The sequence below is a fragment of the Pseudomonas sp. DTU12.1 genome, assembly GCF_009873475.1.
In the GTDB taxonomy this organism is placed as follows: domain Bacteria; phylum Pseudomonadota; class Gammaproteobacteria; order Pseudomonadales; family Pseudomonadaceae; genus Aquipseudomonas; species Aquipseudomonas proteolytica.
Genome location: NZ_CP045254.1, coordinates 4052502 through 4075616 on the forward strand (window position 1 = coordinate 4052502; position 23115 = coordinate 4075616).

General features: G+C 63.2%; 20 protein-coding genes. 13 read left to right on the forward strand and 7 right to left on the reverse strand.

Going from position 1 to position 23115, the window contains the following annotated elements; all coding sequences use genetic code 11:
• The first annotated feature begins 8 nt into the window (after positions 1 to 8).
• The 3 genes from GDV60_RS17695 (at position 9) to GDV60_RS17705 (ending at position 3745) form a co-directional block, all read left to right on the forward strand.
• A complete protein-coding gene (locus GDV60_RS17695) occupies positions 9 to 1361 on the forward strand; it encodes a citrate-proton symporter (RefSeq protein ID WP_029293300.1) in 1353 nt (450 codons plus the stop codon).
• 147 nt (positions 1362 to 1508) lie between these two features.
• A complete protein-coding gene (locus GDV60_RS17700) occupies positions 1509 to 2855 on the forward strand; it encodes an OprD family outer membrane porin (protein WP_092238642.1) in 1347 nt (448 codons plus the stop codon).
• Between the two features lie 137 nt (positions 2856 to 2992).
• Positions 2993 to 3745 carry an alpha/beta fold hydrolase gene (locus GDV60_RS17705; RefSeq protein WP_159908287.1) on the forward strand — a complete coding sequence of 251 codons (753 nt, stop codon included), beginning with the start codon at positions 2993 to 2995 and terminating at the stop codon, positions 3743 to 3745.
• A 4-nt stretch (positions 3746 to 3749) separates the two neighbouring features.
• Here GDV60_RS17705 and GDV60_RS17710 read toward each other — a convergent pair whose 3' ends face one another.
• Entirely contained in the window at positions 3750 to 4655 is a 906-nt protein-coding gene (locus GDV60_RS17710) for a LysR family transcriptional regulator (protein WP_032863678.1), read from the reverse strand.
• 309 nt (positions 4656 to 4964) lie between these two features.
• On the opposite strand from GDV60_RS17710, the gene GDV60_RS17715 reads away from it, so the two are divergent.
• The 10 genes from GDV60_RS17715 (at position 4965) to GDV60_RS17760 (ending at position 16041) form a co-directional block, all read left to right on the forward strand.
• Positions 4965 to 5732: a FadR/GntR family transcriptional regulator gene (locus tag GDV60_RS17715; RefSeq protein ID WP_029293293.1), complete on the forward strand. Its 768-nt coding sequence runs from the start codon at positions 4965 to 4967 to the stop codon at positions 5730 to 5732.
• Positions 5733 to 5941: 209 nt separating this feature from the next.
• Positions 5942 to 7144, forward strand: a complete 1203-nt coding sequence (locus tag GDV60_RS17720; protein WP_154906993.1) for an ABC transporter substrate-binding protein — start codon at positions 5942 to 5944, stop codon at positions 7142 to 7144.
• 68 nt (positions 7145 to 7212) lie between these two features.
• On the forward strand, positions 7213 to 8073 hold the full coding sequence (locus GDV60_RS17725) for a branched-chain amino acid ABC transporter permease (RefSeq protein WP_029293289.1): 861 nt from the start codon (positions 7213 to 7215) through the stop codon (positions 8071 to 8073).
• Position 8074: 1 nt separating this feature from the next.
• Positions 8075 to 9085 (forward strand): branched-chain amino acid ABC transporter permease, encoded by a 1011-nt coding sequence (locus tag GDV60_RS17730; RefSeq protein WP_070996181.1) that lies wholly within the window; start codon positions 8075 to 8077, stop codon positions 9083 to 9085.
• Complete coding sequence (locus GDV60_RS17735) at positions 9082 to 9831, forward strand: ABC transporter ATP-binding protein (protein ID WP_029293285.1); 750 nt, start codon at positions 9082 to 9084, stop codon at positions 9829 to 9831. Before GDV60_RS17730 ends, GDV60_RS17735 begins: the two co-directional genes overlap by 4 nt.
• Positions 9831 to 10526, forward strand: coding sequence for an ABC transporter ATP-binding protein (locus tag GDV60_RS17740; RefSeq protein WP_029293283.1), 696 nt, complete (start codon positions 9831 to 9833; stop codon positions 10524 to 10526). Before GDV60_RS17735 ends, GDV60_RS17740 begins: the two co-directional genes overlap by 1 nt.
• Before the next feature lie 13 nt (positions 10527 to 10539).
• Positions 10540 to 11811 carry a Zn-dependent hydrolase gene (locus GDV60_RS17745; protein WP_029293281.1) on the forward strand — a complete coding sequence of 424 codons (1272 nt, stop codon included), beginning with the start codon at positions 10540 to 10542 and terminating at the stop codon, positions 11809 to 11811.
• On the forward strand, positions 11808 to 13211 hold the full coding sequence (locus GDV60_RS17750; RefSeq protein ID WP_104910570.1) for an amidase: 1404 nt from the start codon (positions 11808 to 11810) through the stop codon (positions 13209 to 13211). The genes GDV60_RS17745 and GDV60_RS17750 overlap by 4 nt, the downstream gene beginning before the upstream one ends.
• 911 nt (positions 13212 to 14122) lie before the next feature.
• Positions 14123 to 14986, forward strand: coding sequence for a LysR family transcriptional regulator (locus GDV60_RS17755; RefSeq protein ID WP_029293277.1), 864 nt, complete (start codon positions 14123 to 14125; stop codon positions 14984 to 14986).
• Between the two features lie 50 nt (positions 14987 to 15036).
• Complete coding sequence (locus tag GDV60_RS17760; RefSeq protein ID WP_159908289.1) at positions 15037 to 16041, forward strand: LacI family DNA-binding transcriptional regulator; 1005 nt, start codon at positions 15037 to 15039, stop codon at positions 16039 to 16041.
• On the opposite strand, the gene GDV60_RS17765 is transcribed toward GDV60_RS17760, so the two are convergent.
• The 6 genes from GDV60_RS17765 to GDV60_RS17790 all read right to left on the reverse strand — a co-directional run bounded on the left by GDV60_RS17765 (position 16038) and on the right by GDV60_RS17790 (position 23034).
• The gene (locus GDV60_RS17765; protein WP_092238626.1) at positions 16038 to 16763 is read right to left on the reverse strand and encodes an SDR family oxidoreductase; all 726 of its coding nucleotides are present in this window, start codon (positions 16761 to 16763) and stop codon (positions 16038 to 16040) included. The two genes, GDV60_RS17760 and GDV60_RS17765, sit on opposite strands and share 4 nt — an antisense overlap.
• A gap of 138 nt (positions 16764 to 16901) precedes the next feature.
• On the reverse strand, positions 16902 to 18434 hold the full coding sequence (locus tag GDV60_RS17770) for an FGGY-family carbohydrate kinase (RefSeq protein WP_159908291.1): 1533 nt from the start codon (positions 18432 to 18434) through the stop codon (positions 16902 to 16904).
• Between the two features lie 2 nt (positions 18435 to 18436).
• Positions 18437 to 19516, reverse strand: a complete 1080-nt coding sequence (locus tag GDV60_RS17775; protein WP_070996393.1) for an alcohol dehydrogenase catalytic domain-containing protein — start codon at positions 19514 to 19516, stop codon at positions 18437 to 18439.
• A 73-nt stretch (positions 19517 to 19589) separates the two neighbouring features.
• Positions 19590 to 20582 (reverse strand): ABC transporter permease, encoded by a 993-nt coding sequence (locus GDV60_RS17780; protein WP_029293819.1) that lies wholly within the window; start codon positions 20580 to 20582, stop codon positions 19590 to 19592.
• Entirely contained in the window at positions 20548 to 22056 is a 1509-nt protein-coding gene (locus GDV60_RS17785) for a sugar ABC transporter ATP-binding protein (RefSeq protein ID WP_070996394.1), read from the reverse strand. Before GDV60_RS17785 ends, GDV60_RS17780 begins: the two co-directional genes overlap by 35 nt.
• A gap of 63 nt (positions 22057 to 22119) precedes the next feature.
• The gene (locus tag GDV60_RS17790) at positions 22120 to 23034 is read right to left on the reverse strand and encodes a substrate-binding domain-containing protein (RefSeq protein WP_029293268.1); all 915 of its coding nucleotides are present in this window, start codon (positions 23032 to 23034) and stop codon (positions 22120 to 22122) included.
• Positions 23035 to 23115 lie beyond the last annotated feature (81 nt).

Consider the following 23115-nt stretch of genomic DNA (forward strand, 5'->3'; position numbering starts at 1 on the left):
GGGCTGGTATGCACACTGAACAATTGACTCGCGAGGGTCCCGAGCACACACCTGAAACGCCATCGCCGGACGCCGGCAGGAAGAGCATCTTCGCCGTGGTGCTGGGCAATGCCGTGGAGTTTTTCGACTTTGGGGTCTATGCGACCTTTGCGGTGATGATCGGCCATACGTTTTTCCCGTCCGACAGCGCCTTCGTCAGCCTGATGCTGTCGGTCACGGCCTTCGGCATCGGCTTTATCGTGCGGCCCCTGGGCGCGGTGCTGATTGGCGCCTACGCCGACCGCGTCGGGCGCAAGCCGGCGATGTTGCTGACCCTGGTGATGATGGCGGTGGGCACCGGCAGTATTGCGATATTGCCCGGCTACGAAACCATCGGGATCGCCGCGCCGATCCTGCTGGTGGTGACGCGCATGATCCAGGGCCTGGCCTGGGGCGGTGAAGCCGGCCCCGCCACCACTTACATCCTCGAAGCCGCGCCGCCGCACAAACGCGGCACCTATGCTTGCTGGCAAGTGGTGGCCCAGGGCGTCGCCGCCATGGCCGCGGGGCTGGTGGGTTATACCCTGACCAAAGTGATGTCCCCCGAAGACCTCAACAGCTGGGGCTGGCGCGTGCCGTTCGTGTTCGGCCTGCTGGTATTGCCGATTGGCATCTATATCCGCCGCAACCTGGCCGAGACCTTCCACGGCCAGGGCGAAACCACCAGCACCGGCGATCTGGTGCGCGAAGTCTGCGGCAAGCATCGGCGTGCCCTGGTCCTGGGTTTGCTGATTCTCTCGGGCAGCACCATCACCCAGTACTTCCTCAACTACATGACCACCTTTGCCCTGACCGAGCTGAAACTGCCCACCAGTATCTCCATGCTCTCGACCCTGGTGGCCGGTGCGGCCATGGCGGTGTGCGCGGTGGCCGGCGGCATGTTGTGCGACCGCTTCGGCCGCCGGGTGATCCTGATGACGCCACGGGTAGTGCTGTTGCTGATCCTGTTCCCGGCGCTGCAGTTGATGACCGAACACCCCAGCCCCTCGACGTTCCTCCTGACCCTGGCGGTGCTGTCCGGCCTGCATGGCATGAGCGGCGCGGCGTTGATCGTGTTGCTGGTGGAGAGCTTCCCCAAATCGGTGCGCTCCACCGGGTTCTCCATCGTCTACGCCTTTGGCGTGGCGGCGTTTGGCGGCACCGCGCAGATCATCATCACCTGGCTGATCGGTACCACAGGCGACCCGATGTCACCGGTGTGGTACCTGCTGATCGCCAACCTGGTGTGCCTCACCGCCGCCTGGTTCGCCAAGGAAACCCGGCCCGTGCTCCCCGGCACGCCGGCCCGCGAAACCCGGCTCAGAGAAGCCTCGGTTCGCTGAACAGCGCGTATGCACCCTTCATGTAGGAGCGAGCTTGCTCGCGAAGACCGTCAACGATAACGCGCGCATTCTGGATGCACGCGGCGGTCTCCGGCTTTTCGCGAGCAAGCTCGCTCCTACAGTTTCTTCTCTGTGTGGGGATTAACCATGTATCCACGTCTTTTCCTGGCCGCCACCCTGGCGGCCGGCACCCAGGCTTATGCGCAAGAAAACGCCCAGGCCAGCGCTCCGGGCTTTATCGAAGGCAGCAGCCTGGACCTGAACCTGCGTCACTACTATTCCAACCAGCACACCCAACGCAGCACCTACCTGAGCATCAAGAAACCCGGCGGCATCCAACCCACCCGCGTGCGCGAAACCTGGGTGCAGACCGCCATGCTCAAGTACAGCTCTGGCTACACCCAGGGTGTGATTGGCGTGGGGGTGGATGTAGGGGTGTTCAGTGCGGTCAACCTGCAGCGCGGGCATGGCAAGGTGGCCAATGGCGGCGACCGCGTGCTGGTGGACAGCGACGGCGATGCGATCCCGACCTGGAGCCGCCTGGGGGTGGGTGATGTGCGGTTTCGCCTGTCCAACACCGAGCTCAAGGCCGGACGCCTGATGACCGAAAACCCGATCCTACGCTACAAGGACAACCGCGCCCTGCCCTCCAGCTTCCAGGGCGTGGGCCTGTACAGCAACGAACTGGACTGGCTGTCGGTCCAGGGCGGCAGCTTCGACCGGGCCATCCCGCGCACCGGTACCGGCGCCGAGCGCCTGACCACCACCTTCGGCAACCGCGCCTACAGCGGCGCACGCATCAGTTACCTGGGGGCCACGCTCAAGCCGGGCTATGGCCTGGAAGCCAGCCTCTACGGCTCACGCTTCGAGGACATGTGGGACCAGTACTACCTGGGGTTGACCCATCGCGTCGGCGACAAAAATGCAGTCGCCCTCAAGACCGCCCTGCACTACTACCGCACCCAGGATTCCGGCCAGCAACGCCTGGGCTACATCGACAACGACGCCGCCAGCCTGGCCGTGACCGCCAACCACCAGGCCCACAGCCTGACCCTGGCCTGGCAACAGGTGTTCGGCAACGAGTACTTCGACTATGTGTGGGAGTCCACCGGCAACTACATGGCCAACTCGCTGTACTCGGACTACAACGGCCCCAACGAAAAATCCTGGCAACTGCGCTACGACCTCGACCTCGCGGCCTACGGCGTGCCCGGCCTGACTGCGAGCCTGTGGCACGCCAAGGGCTGGGGCATCGACGGCACGCACTACGAGGGGGATCGCAACGGCCACAACACCGGCTACAACGTGCGCGGCCTGGACAACGCCAAGCACAATGAAAACGGCTTGATGCTGGCCTATGTGGTGCAATCCGGGAAGCTGAAAAACTCGGTCCTGCGCACCATCGTCTACAACCACCGCGCCAGCGGCGGGCAGATCGATGGCAGCTACGACGAATTCAGGATCGTCGGTAACTTCCCCATCAACCTGTTCTGATCCCGCCCGTCGGCACAAGGCAATGCCGACGGGCAATATTCAGAATTCTTACACCTTGTATGCGACTGCTCCGGCATTGGCTCGCCGCCGCCCTTGGTAAAAAGCCTGTCCCTACGGACGGTTACCCAGGAATGCGGATGAAACCTTTGAAAGCAGCAGCGCTTTGCGTCATCAGTGGATGGATGATGCTCTTGAGTTCACCCGGCCATGCAGCACCGCCGGGTATCGAATGGCTGGTCGATTGCCCGCGCCTGCCCGGGCAGGCCCTTGATCATGAGGTGGTTGCCCGCACCCAATGCGGTATCGTCACCGTGCCACAGGACCATCAGGCAGCGGACGCACGTACATTGCGCCTGACCATCACCCGGGTCGGGGCGCTGCAGCCACTGGAGCGCCGGGGGGTGATCTTCGCCCGCCCGGCCGCTGCCCAGGCGAATTTGCGCGGGGTGTTCGCCGTGCATCTGGCGACAGTCTGGAAGTACGACAACACCGAGGCATACCGCACGCTGACCCGGTTCTACGATGTCATCGAGTTGAGCCCGCGCAACAGCCGTAATGCGCTGGCCAGCGAGCAAGCGGCCTGGGACATGGAGTTCGTGCGCCAGCAATTGGGTGAGCAACGCATCAACTTCGTGGGCATCGCCCAGGGCAACCTGCTCGGTGCGGGATACGCCCAATTGTTTGCCGATCGAGTCGAGCGCATGGTGCTGATCGAGCCCGCCGGGAGCGCCGCCCAGGCCTTCGCGACACAGCCCGCCACCCTGCGGCTCAAGGGGCCGTATCTACAGAGCCCAACCACCGATGCCAGCCAGTGCGTAAGCCGCTGGGTCGGCACCTACCTGGCCCACGGCAGGCAGCCACCCGCGTCGAGCAGTTGCCTGGTCGACTGAAGCCTCAGTCCACCAGCGCGCAACGCTGCATCGCGCTGGCCAGCATCTCCTGGCACTTGAGCACCGCCACTGAGCGCGGTCGATTGCGGTAGCCGCACAGGTCGATGCGAATCCGCCCCAGATGTTCATCGGCAATCGGCACGGCTACCAGGCCATCGCCCAGGTCGCGGGCGTCGGCATCCACCTGGGGCAGGATCAACACCGCCGCCCGTTGTCGGGCCAGGCTTTTTTGTACCTCCAGAGAGCTGGTGGTGAACACCGGCTGGATCGTCACCCCTCGCTTTTTCGCCGCAGCTTCCAGGGCCTGGCGCACGCCGTACGCCGAGTCGGGGATAGCCAGGGGCTGGCCTTCAAGCTCGCGCAGTTCAATGCTGTCGCGCTGGGCAAAGGGGTGTTCGGCACTGACCAGCACCCGGTGCCACAGCTCGCATTGCGCGGTGACTTCAACATCGGCCCGCTCCTGCAGATAGAACGCCAGGCCCAGGTCGGCCTCGCCGCTGCACAGTGCATCGAGGGTGGCTGAAGCGCTGGCGATCACAATATTGAAGGTGACCTTGGGATGGGCGCGGTAGAACGCCGCGAGCACCGGCGCCAACACCGTGGAAACGATACTTTCTGACACATGGATACTGATGTTACCCGCCACCTGGCTTTGCCGGCTGGCGATCACATCGCGCACCTGATCAAGGCCGCGCAGGGTGCTGGTGACCTGCTCGGCCAGGCATTCGCCCTCTACCGTCAGGCGGATGCCACGCGGGCCGCGCTCAATCAGGGCGGCGCCAAAGAAGTGTTCCAGGTGCTCGATCTGCCGGCTGACGGCAGTGGGCGTGACGTACAAACGCTCGGCCGCCTTACGCAACGAGGCGCAACGCGCCACCTCGTGAAAATACCGCAAGGCTCGTAATTGCATGGTCGGTTGCTCCTGCACAAAGACTGGAGCGCTAAGGCACGCAATTACTGCGCCAGGCTCAAAATTTGTGAGCACGACACATCCCCTGTGGGAGCGGCGGTGCGACGATTCGACTTGCTCGCGAATGCAGTGGGTCAGTAATGGATATGTCGGCTGATACACCGCATTCGCGAGCAAGCCCGCTCCCACATGGCGCCCATGGCCGTGGTTTACGACCTGTTTTACCTGAAAACGACCCCTGCCGTTGACGCCTCTGCTCAACCCCTATTAAGTGCTATTTATCCGCATTAATACGATAAATAGAAAACCATGCTCAGCCGACCCCTGCGACGCAAACGCCAGAAGCTTTCCGATGTGATTGTCGAGTCGGTCAAGCGCTCGATCGTCACCGATGCGCTGAAGCCCGGCGACCGCTTGCCCACCGAGCGCGAGCTGATGGAGAGCTTCCAGTGCTCCAAGGGCTCGGCCCGCGAAGCGCTCAAGGCCCTGGAAGTCGAAGGCCTGGTCAGCACCCGCACCGGCCCCACTGGCGGGGCCTACCTGAACCAGGCCGGCACCGAACCGGCCAGCCGCGCCTTGCGCAACTACCTGCACTTCCAGCACCTGGATGGCGAGCAGGTGTATCAACTGCGCAAGGTGATCGAGGTGGAACTGGCGGTGTCGGTGCTGGGGCGCTTGAGCGAAGACGACTATCGCGCCCTGCAAGACAACGTGGATTTTTGCAGCGCCCCGGAAGACAGCGAGGCCGGCCAGCGTGAGCAGCGCCTGGCGGAGCTGGAATTCCACAACCTGCTGGCCAGGGCCTGCCCCAACCCGCTGCTGAGTTTCATGGCGCAGTTCCTCAACGACCTGCTGCGCGACCTGGTGGTGCTGAAAAAGGCCTACAAGCCCAAGCGCAAGCAGTTCGACGCGGCCAACCTGGACTATCACAAGCAACTGCTGAGCGCCTTTCGCGCCGGCGACGAAGCGGCCGTGCGCAGTCTGATGCATGAGCACATGTGCGACGCCGAACACCACATGACCGCGCTGGAAGGCCAGGTCAGCCCACACTTTCTGCTGGAGTTCGATCACTCCTGAACACACCAAACATCCAATGTGGGAGCGGGCTTGCTCGCGAATGCAGTGGGTCAGCGATGGATGTGTCAACTGATACGCCGCATTCGCGAGCAAGCCCGCTCCCACATTTGGACCGCGTTTCACTTCAATAAAAAAGGCCTGCCCACAGGCCGTGCTCCACCGTATCGCCATTGCCACTCCTGCCAATAACTAAACCAGGGAGTCACCCCATGCAGCGTCGTACGTTGTTGAAAGCCAGCCTCACCGCCGCCGCCGCGCTCAGCCTTCCGCTGGGCGTGCGCAGTGCATTCGCCGCCGAACCGTTTACCTTTTACGGCCTCAAGTCCATGTCTGGTGCGTTTGCCAGTTATGGCAAATTTGCCGACATGGGTTCACGCCTGGCCGTGGCGCAGTACCCAGACTTGTTGGGGCGCCCGTTGAACTACAAGGTGATCGACACCGAAGGCAACGCCGGCAAGGCGGTGCGCAAGGTCCAGGAGGCGATTGGCCAGGATGGCGCGCGGTTCTTCCAGGGCTGCACCCTGTCGTCCTCGGCGCTGGCGGTGGCCAAGGAAGTGTCCAAGGTCGGCGGTGTATTCATGACCCCGGTGGGCGCCGATGAAGTCACCGGCAAGGACTGCAACAGTGCGACTTTCCGCTGGTCGGTGCCCACCTATGGCGCGATCCGCGAAACCGTGGTGCCGCTGATCAAGCTGCTGCCGGACGCCAAGCGCTGGTACACCATCACCCCGCAATACGTGTTCGGTGAAGCCCTGCTTGAAGGCGCCAAGGCGGTGCTGGCCGAGAACGGCCTGGAACATGTGGGCAACAGCTATCACTCGTTGCAGGAGCAAGAGTTCTCCGGCTACCTGACCAACGCCATCGCCGCCAAGCCTGACGTGCTGGTATTGCTCAACTTCGGCAGCCAGTCGTCCAACACCCTGCGCCAGGCGGTGAACTTCGGTATCAAGGAGCGCATGAAAGTGCTGCTGGTGTGGTCCGCCGGCCTCGACCAGTTCCAGGAACTGGGCAGCGATGTGCTCGAAGGTGTGTACCTCGGCGCGCAGTATTGGCACCAGGTCGACACCCCGCTCAACCGCGAGCTGGTCAAGCTGACCCAGGCCAAGTACGGGATCAACCCCACCTACCCGCTGGCCGCCGATTACATCAGCACCAAGGTCATGCTCGACACCATCAAGGCCACCGGCAGCTTCGACGGCCCCACGGTGGCCAAGGCCATGCAGGGCCTGAGCTACGACGGCCCGACCGGCAAGGAAACGATCCGCGCCGGCGACCACCAGGTGATCAAGGATTACTACCTGCTGGTGGGCAAGGCCGCAGGCGACATGGCCGACAAGGACGACCTGGCCAAGGTGCTCAGCGCCGGCCAGTCGTTCCCACCGGTAGAAGCCACGGGCTGCACGCTCGGCTGATCCGCCCACTTTCACCGGTAATACACGACAGGGCCGTTGACCACGGCCGCCTGTTGGAGGGTTCCTGCATGCTCAATCTTTATCTGTTCCAGATTCTCAACGGCCTGGGCCTGGGGATGATCTACTTCCTGATCGCGGTCGGGTTGACCATCATTTTCGGCCTGCTGAACTTCGTCAACTTCGCCCACGGCGCGTTTTTTTTGCTGGGGGCGTACATCTGCTACACCGCCGTCAGCCTCACCGGCAGCTTCTGGCTGGCCCTGCTGATCGCGCCCCTGGTGGTGGCCGCACTGGCGTGGCTGATCGAGCGATTATTGATCCAGCGGATCTACCACCTGCCGCATATGTTCCAGATCCTCGTGACCCTGGGTATCGCGCTGATCATCCAGGAAGCCAGCGTGATGATCTGGGGCCCGGTGGGCAAAAGCGTCGCCGTCCCGGAATTGCTGCGCGGGGTGTTGGTGGTCGGCGACTTTGTGTACCCCTACTACCGCCTGTTTTTGATTGTGTTCTCGGGGCTGGTGGGCCTGGGCCTGTGGCTGCTGCTGGAGCGCACACGCTTTGGCGCCCTGGTACGGGCCGGCAGTGAGAGCACCGAGACCGTATCGCTGCTGGGCACCAATATTTTCCGCCTGTTTTCCATGACCTTCGCCCTCGGCGTGGCCTTGGCCGGCATCGCCGGCGTGTTGTTTGCGCCCTTGCGCGGTGCCCAGCCTTTTGTCGGCCCGGAAATCCTCGGCATCGCCTTCGTCGTCGTGGTGATCGGCGGCATGGGCTCGTTCGGCGGCGCACTGGTGGGCGGCCTGCTGGTAGGCGTGGTGCAGAGCCTGATGACCACACTCTGGCCGCAAGGCGCGAGCCTGATGATCTATGGCGCCATGGCCGTGGTGATTCTGGTGCGCCCTTACGGCCTGTTCGGGAGAGTCTGACATGAGCGAGAAAAATCCCCTGCCGTTTGCCAAGACCCAATCCAAGGCTATGTTGCTGTGGGTGTTGGCGGTGCTGATCGGCCTGCCATTGATATTGCCCTCGGCGACCCTGGCCACCGAGATCCTGATCTTTGCCCTCGCCGCCCTGGCCTGCAACCTGTTGCTGGGCTACACCGGGCTGCTGTCGTTCGGTCAGGGCATCTTCTTCGGCGCCGGTGCCTATTGCGCGGCGCTGTTGATGATCCACCTGCAACTGGGCCTGTTCAGCGCGCTGCTCGGCGCGGCGCTGGCCGGTGGGTTCCTGGCGTTCCTGGTGGGCGCCCTGGCGATCCGCCGCACCGGTATCTACTTCGTGATGCTGACCCTGGCCTTCAGCCAGATGGCCTACTTCCTCGCCTACACCCTGAGCGACTGGACCGGTGGCGACAACGGCCTGCTCAGCGTGCCGCGCCCGGAAATCCGTATCGGTGACACGGTACTGCTGTCCCTGGCCGATGCCCGGGTGTTCTACGGTTTTGTCGCGGTGCTGTTCCTGCTGATCTTTATCGGCGCACGCCGGGTGATCGCCTCGCCGTTCGGCAGCACGCTGATGGCGATCCGCGAAAACGAAACCCGCGCCTCGGCCATCGGCTACGACACACGCCACTTCAAGATCCTGGTGTTTGTGCTGTCGGGCGCGGTCACCGGGATTGCCGGGGCGCTGTACGCCATGCTCCTGCACTTTGTGCCGCTGTCCAATATCGACCTGGTGATGTCGGAGAACATCCTGATCATGACCATCGTCGGCGGTACCGGCTCGCTGTTCGGCTCGTTGCTGGGTGCCGGTTCCATCGTGCTGCTGGGGGATTTCCTGTCCGACCTGTGGCCGCGCTGGCTGATGCTGCTGGGGGTGATCCTGATCCTGGTGGTGATCTTTATGCGCGGTGGTTTGTGGGGCGGCCTGTCGTCGCTGTTCGACCGTGTGCGGGGTAGCCGCAAGGCCGCCGTCGTGACCAAGGAGGAGCTGCTATGAGCATCCTGTTGGAAACCAAAGACCTGGAACTGGCCTACGGCGCCTTCCATGCCGTCAACGGCGTCAACCTCAAGGTCGAAGCCGGCACCATCCACACCATTATCGGCCCCAACGGCGCCGGCAAGACCAGCCTGTTTCACTGCCTGACCGGCGAGCGTCAGGCTACGGCCGGCGCGATTCATTTCGACGGCCAGAACCTGATGCGCAAACCGGCCCACGGCCGCGTGGGCCTGGGCATGGCCCGTTCGTTCCAGCTCACCAGCCTGTTCCAGAACCTCAGCGTGCGCGAGAACCTGCGCCTGGCCGCCCAGGGCCGCGACGGCGTGCGCGCCCTGAACTTCTGGCGCCGCGTCGACAGCCAGCGCGAGCACCTGGAAATGGCCGACCAGGTCCTGGAACGCCTGCAACTGACCGCCCGCGCCGAAACCCTGGCCGGTGAGTTGTCCCACGGCCAGCAACGGGTGCTGGAAGTGGGAATGTCGATCTGCTCGCGGCCCAAGCTGTTGATGCTCGACGAACCCACCTCGGGCATGGGCATCGACGATATTCCGATCATGACCCAACTGATCAGCGACCTGGGCCGCGACCACACCGTGCTGTTGATCGAGCACAACATGAGCATCGTCATGTCCATCAGCCAGCGCATCACCGTGATGAGCCACGGGCAGATCCTGGTGGAAGGCACGCCGCAATTCGTACGCGCCGACGAGCGCGTGCGCACTGCTTACCTGGGAGAGGCCGCCTGATGCTGACCGTCGACAATATTCATTCCTACTACGACAAGAGCCACGTCCTCGAGGGCGTGTCCCTGACCGTCAACCCCGGCGAACTGGTGACCCTGCTCGGCCGTAACGGCGCGGGCAAGACCACCACCCTGCGCAGCATCCTGGGGATTATCTGCCCGCGCCAGGGGCAGATTCATTTCAACGGCAAACCGCTGGTGGGGCAGAAGATCTTTGAAATCGCCCGCCAGGGGTTGGCGCTGGTCCCCGAAAACCGCGGGATTTTCCGTTTGCTCACCGTGGAAGAAAACCTGCGCATCGCCGTACGCAAGACCAGCCGCTGGCAGATGGAAGACGTGTACGCGATGTTCCCGCGCCTCAAGGAGCGGCGCAAAAACGCCGGCCATGCATTGTCCGGTGGTGAGCAGCAGATGCTCGCCATCGCCCGCGCACTGCTCAACGACCCCAAGCTGCTGATCCTCGACGAACCCACCGAAGGCCTGGCCCCGGTGATCGTCGATGAACTGGTAAAAATCCTGCGCAAGATCAAGGACGACGGCCTGCCGGTGCTGCTGGTGGAGCAGAACCTGTTGGTCTGCGACAAGCTTGCCGACCGCCACTACGTGCTCGAACAGGGCCGCGTGGTCTACGAAGGCAGCGCCGAGGCCTTTCGCGCCGACCCGACGATCAAGAACCGCTACCTGGCCCTGAGTGCCTGACCGGAGACTGCTGATGAATAGTTTTGCGCAACCGCTCAAGAGCAACGCCCCGCTGATCAACCGCGACCGCCTGTGGCAATCCTTGATGGACCTGGCCCAGCTCGGCGCCACGGCCAAGGGCGGCGTGTGCCGCCTGGCCCTGACCGACCTGGATCGCCAGGCCCGCGACCTGTTTGTGCAGTGGTGCGAGGCCGCCGGGTGCAGCGTCAGCGTGGATGCCATCGGCAATATCTTTGCCCGTCGAGCCGGACGTAACCCTGACCTGCCACCCGTGATGACGGGCAGCCATATCGACACCCAGCCCACGGGCGGCAAGTTCGATGGCTGCTACGGGGTGATGGCCGGCCTGGAAGTGATCCGCACCTTGAATGACTTGGGCGTGCAAACCCAAGCGCCGATTGAAGTGGTGGTGTGGACCAACGAGGAAGGCTCGCGCTTCCCGCCGTGCATGATGGGTTCCGGGGTGTTTGCCGGCAAATTCGACTTGCAGGAGACCCTCGACAAGCAGGACGAGCAAGGCCTGTCGGTGGGCGCCGAGTTGCAGCGCATTGGCTACGCCGGCCCGCGTGCGGTACTTGGGCACCCGGTGGGCGCCTATTTCGAGGCGCATATCGAACAGGGTCCGGTGCTTGAAGATCAGGCCATCACCCTTGGCGTGGTCATGGGCTGCCTGGGGCAGAAGTGGTTCGACCTGACGCTCACCGGCGTCGAGGCCCACGCCGGCCCGACGCCCATGCGCCTGCGCAAGGACGCCCTGGTGGGCGCCGCGCAGGTGGTCAGCGCGGTCAACCGGATTGCCCATGAACAACAACCCCACGCCTGCGGTACCGTCGGCTGCCTGAGCCTGCATCCGGGCTCGCGCAACGTGATTCCCGGCCAGGTGCAGATGACCATCGACCTGCGCCATCTGCACGCCGACAAGCTGCAAGCGATGGTGGATGAAGTACGTGAGGTGATCGAGGCCACGGCCAAGCAGCATGGCCTGAGCTATGAACTGACGCCCACCGCGGACTTCCCGCCGCTGGACTTTCATCCTTCTTGCGTCAACGCCGTGCGCGATGCGGCCAGTGTGCTGGGCTTGAGCCATATGGATATCGTCAGCGGCGCCGGGCACGACGCGATTTTTGTCGCCGAACTGGGCCCGGCCGGGATGATTTTTGTACCGTGCGAAGGCGGCATCAGCCACAACGAAATCGAAAACGCCGCGCCGGATGACCTGGCCGCCGGCTGCGCGGTGTTGCTGCGGGCCATGGTCAATGCAGCCCAGGGAGGTGATGCGGCATGACTGATATCGCCAACCTGACGGCCGTGGAACTGCTGGCGCGCTACCGGGATAAAAGCCTGTCGCCGGTGGACGTGACCGAAGACACCTTGCTGCGCATCGAACGCTACAACCCGGTGGTCAACGCCTACTGCCATGTCGACCCCGAAGGCGCCTTGAACGCCGCGCGGGCCTCGGAACAACGCTGGTTCAAGGGCCAGCCTTGCGGCGCATTGGACGGCGTGCCGGCGTCGATCAAGGACTTGACCCTGACGGCGGGCATGCCCACGCGCAAGGGCTCACGCACCTCATCCGCCAGCGGGCCGTGGGACGTCGACGCACCATTCTCGGGGTTTATGCGCAAGGCCGGCGCGGTGCTGCTGGGCAAGACCACCACCCCGGAATTCGGCTGGAAAGGCGTCACCGACAACCCGCTGTACGGCATCACCCGCAACCCCTGGGACACCCGCACCACAGCGGGCGGTTCATCCGGCGGCGCGGGCGCGGCGGCAGCACTGAACCTCGGCGTGCTGCACCAGGGCAGCGATGCCGGGGGCTCGATCCGCATTCCCTGTGCCTTTACCGGCACCTTCGGCATCAAGCCGACCTTTGGCTACGTGCCGCAATGGCCGGCCAGTTCGATGACGATCCTCTCGCACCTGGGACCGATGACCCGCACCGTGGAAGATGCCGTGCTGATGCTGCAAACCGTGGCGCAACCGGACGCCCGGGACGGCCTGATTGGCGCCCCGCGCAGCACGCCGTGGCTCACACCCGGGACGGACCTGAAGGGACTGCGCATCGCCTACAGCCCTGATTTTGGCTACGTGAACGTCGATCCGCAGGTGGCCAAGGTGGTCGCGCAGGCAGTCGCGGGCCTGGTGCAACTCGGGGCGCATGTGGAACAGATCGACCCGGGGTTCAGCGACCCGCTGGAGGTGTTCAACACCCTGTGGTTCGCCGGCGCGGCGCGCCTGACCGGGCAACTGACCGGCGCCCAGTGCGACCTGCTCGACCCCGGCCTGCTGCGCATTGCGCAACAGGGCGAACGCCTCAGCCTGGACGACTACACCGCCGCCCTGGAAGCACGGGCGGCATTGGTGGCGCGCATGGCGGCGTTCCATGAGCACTACGACATACTGGTCTCGCCGATGCTACCGATCACTGCCTTTGACGCGGGGCACAACGTACCACCGGGCTCGGGGCTGGGCGAATGGATGGAGTGGACGCCGTTCAGCTACCCCTTCAACCTCACCCAACAACCGGCGGCCTCGGTACCGTGCGGGTTGGCGGCCAATGGCTTGCCGGTGGGCTTGCATGTGGTGGGGGCGCGGTTTGCCGATGAGCAGGTGCTGCGGGTGTGCCAGGTATACGCTCGGGCATTTCCGACCCAGCATTTGCAGGTGCCGAAAGACTTGGGGTGAGACCCGGTCTGATGGGGGGGCTGGATTGCCTGCGATGGGCATGGTGGTGTACATATCCGTTGCTGCGGTTACGGCGGCTAATGGTTCCGCCCTGACGGCGGGTCACTTTCGAAGAGCGCGAAAGTAACCAAAGCGCTCTTGCCCCACCACTCGGTGCCTCGCCTAGGCTCGGCATGCCCGCAGTCAGGCATTGCTCCGTGGGCCCGCCGCGATCGGCCATCCATGGCCGTGTCGCGGCTACCCCGGCATCCATGCCGGGGTGCCCACTGCGCAATACCTGCCTGCGGCCATCGTGGTTTAACGGGGCGCCTTAGATCAAAAGCCAGATCAAAAGCAGAGCAATAGCAACGCCAGAGCGCGGAGCTGCATTCCCCTGTGGGAGCGGGCTTGCTCGCGAATGCGGTGGGTCAGTGATGGATATATTGACTGATACACCGCATTCGCGAGCAAGCCCGCTCCCACAAGGGGGACGCGCACGCTTCGACGATCAGGTCGGCTGTCAGGCCGCCTCGCTCTGCTTGTGATTTTGACCTTAGGCGCCCCGTTAAACCACGCTGGCCGTAATCCGATATTGATTTGGGGGGGTAAACCGGCAGGACGCCGGTTTAGCCGCGCTGGGCCATGGATGGCCCATCGCGGCGGCCCCCCAAATCAATGTCGGATTACGGGCACACCGAGCCTAGGCGAGGTGCCGAGTGGTGGGGCAAGAGCGTTTTGCTTACTTTTGCGCTCTTCAAAAGTGAGCCGCCGTAAGGGCGGAACCTTAAGTGGCCATGACCACAGCAAAGGATATGTACACAACCCCAGCCCGCAGCACCAACATCGCAGGCCAGCTCCCACACTCATCGCATTTCACACACCGATTTTCGATTGTCACACTACAATGCCCCTCCCCCCTCTCCGGAGCCGACATGGACATCGAACTGGCACGCACTTTCCTGGAAATCACCCGCTGCGGCAGCCTGGCCGCAGCCGCCGAGAAGTTGCACGTCACCCAGACCGCCATTACCGCACGTGTGCAAAAGCTCGAAAGCCAGCTCGACAGTACGCTGTTTGTGCGCAACCGCGCCGGGGCGCGCTTGACTGCCGATGGCGAGGCGTTCGTGGTGTATGCCAATCAACTGGTGCAAACCTGGGAAGCCGCACGCCGTGACCTGCCGTTGCCCGAGGGCTATCGCAATGTGTTGCATATCGGCGGCGAAGTCAGCCTGTGCAACCCGTTGATGCTCGGCTGGGCCAAGGCCCTGCGCGAGCATATCCCCAGCCATGCACTGCGCACCGAAGTGCGTGACGGTGAATACCTGTTGCGCCAGCTGGAACTGGGCGTGCTGGATGCGGCGCTGGTGTTCCAGCCGCAGTACTGGCCGGGGTTGCAGGTGGAGCAGGTGCTGGAAGAAAAACTGATCCTGGTGCGCCTGGCCGCCCGTCCCGATCCCTATGTGTATATCGATTGGGGCCCGGGCTTTCGCCAGCAACACGACGCCGCCCTGCCCGACAAGGCCCGCGCCGCGGTGAGTTTCAACTTGGGGCCACTGGCCCTGCAATACATTCTGGAGAACGGCGGCAGCGGCTATTTCCGCACGCGGGTGGTGCAGAGTTACCTCGAAAGCGGAGTGATGGAGCGTGTACCCAAGGCTCCGGAGTTCAGTTTCCCGACTTACCTGGTGTACTCGCGCGAGCGCGATTCGGCGATCCTGCAACAGGCCCTGGTGCTGCTGCGCGGGGTGGTGAAGGCCGAAAGCGATTGGTCGCAACGCTGGGATCCGGTGCTTTGAACCCCTGCCCATGTTAGCCTCCTGATGTTTTCTCCTGGTCTGCCCTGTCGATGAACAAGAAAAAATCCGTCACCATCAGCGACATCGCCAAGCGGGTCAATATGACCACCATCACGGTGTCGCGGGCGTTGAGTAAACCCGACCTGGTCAAGCCCGCCACCCTGGCACGCATCCTTGAGGTGGCACGCGAGCTGGACTACGTGCCCAACGCCTTCGCCCGTGGGCTCAAGCGCAGCGAAAGCCTGATCATCGGGGTGATCACCGCATCGGTCGACAACCCGTTCTACAGCGAGATGATCAAGGCGATTTCCCGCGAGGCGAAAAAGCACGGCTACACCATCATGCTGGTGGACACCGACGAGCTGGAAGAACTGGAAAGCAAGGCCGTGGACACCCTGCTGGGTTATCGCGTGGCGGGGATCATCCTGTCGCCGGTCTCCGACGAGCCCGACTACCAACCCGATTACCTGGAGCGCCTGGGCAACGGCAAGACGCCGGTGGTGCTGCTCGACCGCACGATCCACGACAGCCCGTTCAGCCGCGTGGTGCTGGACAACTACCACAGCGGGATCGAAGCCGCGCAATACCTGTTGCGCCACAACCCGGCGCTCAAGCGCCTGCTGGTGCTGACCGGGCCTGAGCATTCGCGCATCACCGTAGAGCGCCTCAAGGGCCTGCGCGAAGTACTGGCCGAGCATCCCCAGGTGCAGGTCCAAGTGTGCGCCGGCGACTACACCTTGATGCCCTCCTACCTGCACACCCTCGACTACCTGGCCACGCACGCTGCGCCGGACGCGATCATGGGGTTCAACCAGTTGATCACCCTCGGCGCCTTGCGCGCCCTGCGCATGCACAACATCCCCCACGACAGCCTGACCATCTGTGGCATCGACCGCTTGCCTTTTGCCGATATCTTCGGCGTACCGATTGCCTGCGTGGCCCACGATGCGTCGCTGGCCGGCAGCAGTGCGGTGCGCCTGTTGCTCGACCGCCTGCAAGACCCGTACAAGCCACGGGACAAGGTGGTGATTGCCGGCACCCTGGAAAACGGCTAGCGGCTGGTGTAGCCGCCATCGATCGGCAGGCTGACCCCGCTGATCATGCTCGCCGCCTCGCTCAACAGGAACAACACCGGTAATGCCACTTCGTGCGGTTGGGCGAAGCGTCCCAAGGGTATCGCCGCCAAGGCCGGGTCGCGCTTGGCCGGATCGGACCAGGCCTGTTGCGCCATCGGCGTCAGGGTCACGGTGGGGTTGACGCTGTTGACCCGGATCCCGAAACGCCCCCATTCAGCACATTGCACGCGGGTGATCGCATCCAGGGCGGCCTTGGACGCGCAATAACCGAGGTGGTCGTCCAGTGCCACCAGTGAAGCCTGGCTGGAGACGTTGACGATGCTGCCAGCAATACCTGCGGCGATCATCGCTGCCGCCACTCGGCTGGCGACTTGCGCGGCGGCGCGGGCGTTTACGTTCATCACCAGGTCAAAGGCTGCGCTGCTGATCGCCGCTGCCGGCTCCAGGCGCGAGATACCGGCGCAATTGACCAGGCCATGCATCGGCGGCAGGTCCTTGAGGGCCGCGTCCAGGGCCGCGCTGTTGGCAATGTCCAGGCACAGGGTTTCGCAACCCAATTGCGCGAGCGCGTTGGCGTCACGGCCGATGGCAAAAACCTGGGCGCCGCTGGCGAGCAGTTGCAGGGCGATTTCCCGGCCGATGCCGCTGCTGGCACCGGTGACGAGGATGCGTTGGTGGGTGAAGTCGAAGGTGGTGGTCATCAATTTCGGTCTCTAATGCAATGGAGAACCCCTGTGGGAGCGGGCTTGCTCGCGATGGCGGTGGGTCAGGTAGCTTATTTGTTACTGACACACCGCTTTCGCGAGCAAGCCCGCTCCCACATTTGGATAGGTGTGCACTTAGTGGCTTTGCAAGCTGTGCATGACGGGTTTGAGCGCGGGATAGAGCTGCAAGTAGTCGGCAAAAGCGCGGTCGTATGCCTGCACATTCTCAGCCCCAGGCTCAGCCCGCAGCTCCAACTGCACCCAGCCTTTTTCCATCTGCGCGGTGTCCACCAGCCCCACCGTATGCGCCGCCAACAACGCCGCACCCAATGCCGCCTCCACTTCCTGGACGATGGTGTACACCGGGTAGCGGGTCACATCCGCAATGATCTGCATCCACAAATCCGAATGGCTCGCCCCGCCCACCACGATCAACCGTGGGTCCAGTGAATGGGCACCACGCATGCCTGCCTCGATGTTGTGCCGCAGGGCAAAACTCACGCCTTCGAGCACCGCGCGGTACAGGTGGATGCGGCTGTGATACAGGTTCAGGCCGACAAAACTGCCGCTGGCCTGGTCATCCCATACCGGGCTGCGCTCACCCATCAGGTACGGCAAAAACAACAGCCCCTCACTGCCCGCCGGGATCTTGCGCGCGCTCTGTTCCAGCAGCCACAGGCTGTCCTGGCCGGTGTCTTTGGCCTGTTGTTCCTCGGCCTGGCAGAACTGCTCGCGAAACCAGCTCACCGAGGCGCCGCCGGTAATCGCGCCGCCGAAGATGTACAGGTCCTGCTGACCGTTGTAGACATGGGGCATGCTCACCAGGCCATGCCGTGCATCCACCTGTTGGTTGAGGTAGCCCCAGCACATGCTGGTGCCGATCATCGCCACGTGGTTGCCCGGCCGGGTGACGCCGGCCGCCAGGGTCGCCATGGCCGCGTCGACGCCACCGGCCAGCACCGGCATGCCCGCCGCCAGTCCCAGGCGTTGCGCCCATTCCGGCAGCAGGCCGCCCACCGCTTCGCCCGAATACAGCAAGCGCTCGGGCATCATCGCCAACGGGATATCCAGCGCCGCCAGCATCTCGGCAGACCAGCCGCGCGCGGCCACATCGTAGATACCGCCGATATTACCGGCGCAGCTGTGATCCACCGCCACCTCACCGGTCAGGCAGTAGTTGATATAGCTGTTGGGCGGCAGCAGGTAGCGGGTGTTGGCCCAGACCTGGGGTTGGTGCTGCTTGAGCCAGAGCATCTTGGTGAAACCGTAGTAGCTGTCCACCGAGTTGCCGGTAATCGCGAACAGGCGCTCCAGGTCGACATGTTCGCGCACCCAGGCCACCTGCTCGCCGGCGCGGCGGTCCATCCAGATCAGGCACGGATGCAGCGGCTTGATAGCGGCATCCACGGCAATTCCCGAGCCGCCGTAAAGGCTGCTGATACACAGCGCCTTGACCGCCTCCTTGTGTACACCGGACTTGGCCATGCAGTGGTTGACGCAACTTTCGACCGCATCCAGCCAGACCTGCGGCCACTGCTCGGCCCAGCGTACTTTCGGGGTATCCACGCGATAGCCCTGGCTGTGCTGGGCGATGATCCGACCCTCGCCATCCACCAACAGCGCCTTGGTGCTTTGGGTGCCTATGTCTACGCCAATCACATAATGCATAGTCATTGTCCTGGCTTGAGCAGCACCTTGATCGACTTCACCGAGTTGGCCAGGTCGAACGCTTCAGCCCAGTTATCCAGCGGGAAGTCATGGGTGACGATGCCCTTGGACGTCACCAGGCCACGTTCGAACAGGTCGATGGCCACCGGGTAGCAATACGGCCCCAGGTGCGCGCCGCGTACGTCCAGCTCCTTGCGGTCACCGATGATCGACCAGTCGGCGCTGGTCTCGGCACCGAATACGCTGAACTCGACAAAGCGCCCCAGCTTGCGGATCAGCTCCAGGCCCTGGGTCACGCCGGCCGGCACGCCGGTGGTCTCGATGTACACGTCGCAGCCGTAGTTGTCGGTCAGGCTATTGATGATCTCGCGGGCGTTGTCCCGGGCGGGGTTGATCACGACATCGGCGCCGTATTTTTTCGCCAGTGCCAGGCGCTCGTCGACCATGTCGATGACCACCAGTTTTTTCGGGGTTTTCAAGGCGGCCACCTGCACCATGCACAGGCCCAGGGTGCCCGCGCCGGCAATCACCACCACGTCGTCGAGCTGCAGGTCGCCACGGTTGACCGTATGAATCGCGCAGGCCATCGGCTCGATCAAGGCCGAATCTTCAAGGGACACCGACTCGGGAATCTTGTGCACGATGGCCGTCTTGGGGATACGCATGTACTGGGCCATGCCGCCTTCGGCCACTTCGCGCTGGAAGCCGAAGATGTTGTGCACCTCGCACATCCAGTACTTGCCGGACTTGCAGAAACGGCACTTGCCACAAGGCACGATCTGCTCGGCGATCACCTTGTCGCCCACCTTGACCTCGAAGTGCTCCTCGGCGCCCTCGCCCACTTGCTCCACATAGCCAAAAAACTCATGCCCCGGCACCACCGGCGCCTTGACCCAGGGGTTGTCGCCGCCCCAGAACATCGCCGCGCCCGAGTGGCATTTGCAGTCACTGGCGCAGATGCCGCAGGCGGCAATGCGGATCACCAATTCATTGGGCCGCGCCTGGGGTTTGCTAATGCGCTCCAGGCGGTAGTCTTTCGGGCCGTGGCAGACGACGGCTTGCATTTGGGTGTGCTTATCCATGGTGTACTGACCTTTATTGAAGATGAGAGAGCCCGTCGCGGCCACGGCGGCCGCGTTGCGGTGATGCGTTTTTTTACTTGTGGCGCTGACGGCTGATAAAGATCGCCAGCAAAATAATTGCGCCCTTGATCACGCTCTGCACATAGGGCGAGACCCCGAGCATGTTCAGGCCGTTGTTCAAGACCCCGAGCAGCATGGCGCCAAGCAACGTGCCGACAATCACCCCGCGCCCACCGGCAATCGAGGCGCCGCCCAGGACCACAGCAGCAATCGCATCCAGTTCAAAACCGATGCCCGCATTGGGCTGGCCACTCATCAGGCGCGAGGTCAGCACCAGCCCCGCAATCGCCGCGGTCAGGCCACTGAGGCCGTATACCAGCAACTTGAAACGCGCCGCCCGCACCCCGGACAAGCGCACCGCTTCTTCATTGCCGCCAATGGCGTAGATATAGCGACCGATGCGCGTGTGTTGCAGCAGCACATAGGCCACCAGATAGGTGACCAGCATGATCAGGATCGGTACCTGGATGCCCAGCAGGCTTTCACGGCCAAAGAACGCGAACCACTCCGGCAGCCCGGAAATCGGATAGCCGTCGGTGTACATCAAGCCAAAGCCACGGGCGATGCCCATGGTCGCCAGGGTGACGATGATCGGTGGCATATGCAGGTAGGCCACGAACAGACCGTTGCCGATACCAAACGCCACGCCGATCAACAACCCGGCGCCAATCGCCAGGCCCGGCGGCAGGCCCGCGACCATCAGGCCGGCGGTCAGGGTGCCGGACAAGGCCATCACCGGCCCCACTGACAAATCGATGCCACCGGTCAGGATCACGCAGGTCATGCCCACCGCGATGATCGCGTTGATCGACACTTGGCGGGCGATATTGGACAGGTTGCTGGCGGTGAGGAAAGTGTCACTGGCGACGATCATCACGGCCGTGACCACCAATAGCCCGATAAATGGATAAAACGCCGGCGAGCGCACCAGCCGCGCCAGGTTCAGGCGCAGCCAGCCGGTCTCGGCGCGGTTAATGGACGTATTCACTTGAGCCCCCTGTTGCATGGCGCATAACCTCTTGTGGGTTGACGGCGGACGCTTCCAGTACCTTGACGATCGCGCCTTTGTGGAACACGGCGACGCGGTCGCACATGCCGATGATTTCCGGCAGCTCCGAAGAAATCATGATGATTGCGTAGCCTTGCTCGGTGAGCTTGCGCATCAGCGCGTAGATCTGTGCCTTGGCGCCGACGTCGATGCCACGGGTGGGTTCGTCGAACACCAGCACGTCGCAGTGATGGTTGATCCAGCGTGCAATCACTACTTTCTGCTGGTTGCCGCCACTGAGGTTGAACACCCGGCTTTCGCCGCTCGGGGCCTTGATCGACAGCTGGCGCATCAGCTCATCGACACTGGCGCACTCCTTGGTCTTATCGATCAGGCCGCAGGCACCCTGGTATTTGCGCAGGTTGTTGATGGAGATGTTTTCGCGAATGCTGAAATCGGTGATCAGGCCTTCGCTCTTGCGGCTTTCCGGCAGCAGGCCGATACCCTGGGCCAAGGCCTGGGCCGGGTCGTCGAGGCTGACTTTTACCCCGCGCAGCCACACATCCTTGGTCACCGACGCCAGCGCGCCCATCATGCCCAGGGCCAGTTCGGTGCGGCCCGAGCCGACCAGCCCGGCAAACCCGAGTATTTCGCCCTGGTGCAGCTGGAACTGGTTGTGCGGGCCGTTGCGCTTGAGCTGGATGTCCTTGACCTCCAGCAGCAACGGCCCGCGCGCGGCGGTGGGTTTGGGGGGGAAGCTGCATTCCAGTTTCCGGCCCACCATCATCTCGACCAGGCGGTCGATATCGCTGTCCGCCACATCCGTCACGCCGGCGTTGCCGCCGTCGCGCAATACGCTGATGCGGTCGCACACCTGGAAAATTTCTTCGAGGTGATGGGAGATAAAAATCACGGCCACGCCCTGGCGCTTGAGCTCACGCATGATCTCGAACAGCAGCTCGGCCTCGCTTGGCGTAAGGGTCGCGGTGGGTTCGTCGAGCACCAACAGCCGCGCATCCAGGGCCAGGGCCTTGGCGATCTCGACAAACTGTTGCTCGGCCACGCTCAGGTGCTTGACCGGGCATTGCAGGTCGATGCTCACGCCCAGGCGTTGGAACAACGCCTGGGACGCTTGATGCATATCGCGCTTGCGCAGCAGGCCGAAGCGGTTGTTCAGCTCGTGGCCGAGGAAAATGTTTTCCACTGCCGTGAGGTAAGGAATCAGGCTGAACTCCTGGAACACAATGCCGATGCCAGCGGCAATCGCGTCACGATAGGTCGCGAACTGCTGCGCCTGGCCGTCGATCAGGATGCGCCCTTCATCCTGGTGCTCGACCCCGCCGAGGATTTTCATCAGGGTCGATTTACCCGCGCCATTTTCCCCGAGCAAGGCATGGATTTCGCCGCGCTCCACCTGCAGGTTGATGGACTTGAGGGCTTGCACCCCCGGGTAGCGTTTACAGATGTTTTCCAGTTGCAAAAGACTGCTCATGCCGCCGACCTCTCGTTCAGAAGGGTGCCCAGGGCCCCACGCTTGACGTGGGGCGCGGACGGTTTACCAGCTGAAGTCCTTGGCCTTGGCCTGATCGATCAGAGTGATATCCACCGGGAGGGTGGCGGGCACTTGCGAGCCCCACTTCTTGGCCAGGGCGATGCCCAGGGCCAGGCGGATCTGGTCGCGCGGGTATTGCGCCGAGGTGGCGATGAACTTGCTGCCAGGCTTGAGGATGGCCTTGATCGCTTCCGGCGCACCGTCGACGCTGACCAGTTTGACGTCCATGCCGCTGGCCTCGATGGCCGACAGTGCGCCAAGGGAGCCGTTGTCATTGACGCTGAAAATGCCCTTGAGGGTGGGTTGGGCCTGGAGCATGTTTTCGGTCACGGTCAGTGCCTGGTCACGCTCTTGCTTGCCGTTCTGGATGCTGACGATCTTGATCTGCGGATGCTTGGCAACAGCCTCCTTGCAACCGCGCACGCGCTCGAGGATCGGCACCACGGCGATGCCGTCGAGGATTGCGATATTGCCGGCGTCACCGATGTTTTTCGCCAGGTATTCACAGGCCTGGAAGCCGGCGTCGAAGTTCTTTGAGCCGACGAAGGAGTCCAGCGGGCCATCGGCCTGGGCGTCTACCGCGACCACCACGACACCGGCGGCATGGGCCGATTTGACGGCGGACTGTACGCCCACCGAATCCGTGGGGTTGATCAGCAGGATATCGATGCCCTTTTGCAGCATGTCTTCGACGTCACTGACCTGCTTGGACACGTCGTGGCGGGCATCGGTGATGATCAATTGCGCGCCGATGGTCGCCGCTGCGTCTTGCAGGGCATCTTTCATGGTGACGAAGTACGGGTTGTTGATTTCCTGGAAGGAAGCGCCAATACGCAGAGGCGCAGGCCGGGTGTCGGCCAGGGCGACGGTGGAGATGCTTAGAGCCAACAAACACAGGGTTTTGCGAAGCATTTTCATGGCATGGGTCTCTGTTTTGTTTTTATTTTTAGAGCAAATGTTATCGTTAACATTTTGGCAGAAGCTAGCAAGTAAATGAGG

What these genes read in the sequence shown, in the direction of transcription:
- GDV60_RS17770 (WP_159908291.1), bottom strand. Translation starts at nt 18,434, where the DNA reads ATGCATTATGTGATTGGCGTAGACATAGGCACCCAAAGCACCAAGGCG.
- GDV60_RS17765 (WP_092238626.1), bottom strand. Translation starts at nt 16,763, where the DNA reads ATGACCACCACCTTCGACTTCACCCACCAACGCATCCTCGTCACCGGT.
- GDV60_RS17790 (WP_029293268.1), bottom strand. Translation starts at nt 23,034, where the DNA reads ATGAAAATGCTTCGCAAAACCCTGTGTTTGTTGGCTCTAAGCATCTCC.
- GDV60_RS17735 (WP_029293285.1), top strand. Translation starts at nt 9,082, where the DNA reads ATGAGCATCCTGTTGGAAACCAAAGACCTGGAACTGGCCTACGGCGCC.
- GDV60_RS17700 (WP_092238642.1), top strand. Translation starts at nt 1,509, where the DNA reads ATGTATCCACGTCTTTTCCTGGCCGCCACCCTGGCGGCCGGCACCCAG.
- GDV60_RS17785 (WP_070996394.1), bottom strand. Translation starts at nt 22,056, where the DNA reads ATGAGCAGTCTTTTGCAACTGGAAAACATCTGTAAACGCTACCCGGGG.
- GDV60_RS17695 (WP_029293300.1), top strand. Translation starts at nt 9, where the DNA reads ATGCACACTGAACAATTGACTCGCGAGGGTCCCGAGCACACACCTGAA.
- GDV60_RS17725 (WP_029293289.1), top strand. Translation starts at nt 7,213, where the DNA reads ATGCTCAATCTTTATCTGTTCCAGATTCTCAACGGCCTGGGCCTGGGG.
- GDV60_RS17740 (WP_029293283.1), top strand. Translation starts at nt 9,831, where the DNA reads ATGCTGACCGTCGACAATATTCATTCCTACTACGACAAGAGCCACGTC.
- GDV60_RS17710 (WP_032863678.1), bottom strand. Translation starts at nt 4,655, where the DNA reads ATGCAATTACGAGCCTTGCGGTATTTTCACGAGGTGGCGCGTTGCGCC.
- GDV60_RS17715 (WP_029293293.1), top strand. Translation starts at nt 4,965, where the DNA reads ATGCTCAGCCGACCCCTGCGACGCAAACGCCAGAAGCTTTCCGATGTG.
- GDV60_RS17755 (WP_029293277.1), top strand. Translation starts at nt 14,123, where the DNA reads ATGGACATCGAACTGGCACGCACTTTCCTGGAAATCACCCGCTGCGGC.
- GDV60_RS17775 (WP_070996393.1), bottom strand. Translation starts at nt 19,516, where the DNA reads ATGGATAAGCACACCCAAATGCAAGCCGTCGTCTGCCACGGCCCGAAA.
- GDV60_RS17720 (WP_154906993.1), top strand. Translation starts at nt 5,942, where the DNA reads ATGCAGCGTCGTACGTTGTTGAAAGCCAGCCTCACCGCCGCCGCCGCG.
- GDV60_RS17745 (WP_029293281.1), top strand. Translation starts at nt 10,540, where the DNA reads ATGAATAGTTTTGCGCAACCGCTCAAGAGCAACGCCCCGCTGATCAAC.
- GDV60_RS17750 (WP_104910570.1), top strand. Translation starts at nt 11,808, where the DNA reads ATGACTGATATCGCCAACCTGACGGCCGTGGAACTGCTGGCGCGCTAC.
- GDV60_RS17730 (WP_070996181.1), top strand. Translation starts at nt 8,075, where the DNA reads ATGAGCGAGAAAAATCCCCTGCCGTTTGCCAAGACCCAATCCAAGGCT.
- GDV60_RS17760 (WP_159908289.1), top strand. Translation starts at nt 15,037, where the DNA reads ATGAACAAGAAAAAATCCGTCACCATCAGCGACATCGCCAAGCGGGTC.
- GDV60_RS17780 (WP_029293819.1), bottom strand. Translation starts at nt 20,582, where the DNA reads ATGCAACAGGGGGCTCAAGTGAATACGTCCATTAACCGCGCCGAGACC.
- GDV60_RS17705 (WP_159908287.1), top strand. Translation starts at nt 2,993, where the DNA reads ATGAAACCTTTGAAAGCAGCAGCGCTTTGCGTCATCAGTGGATGGATG.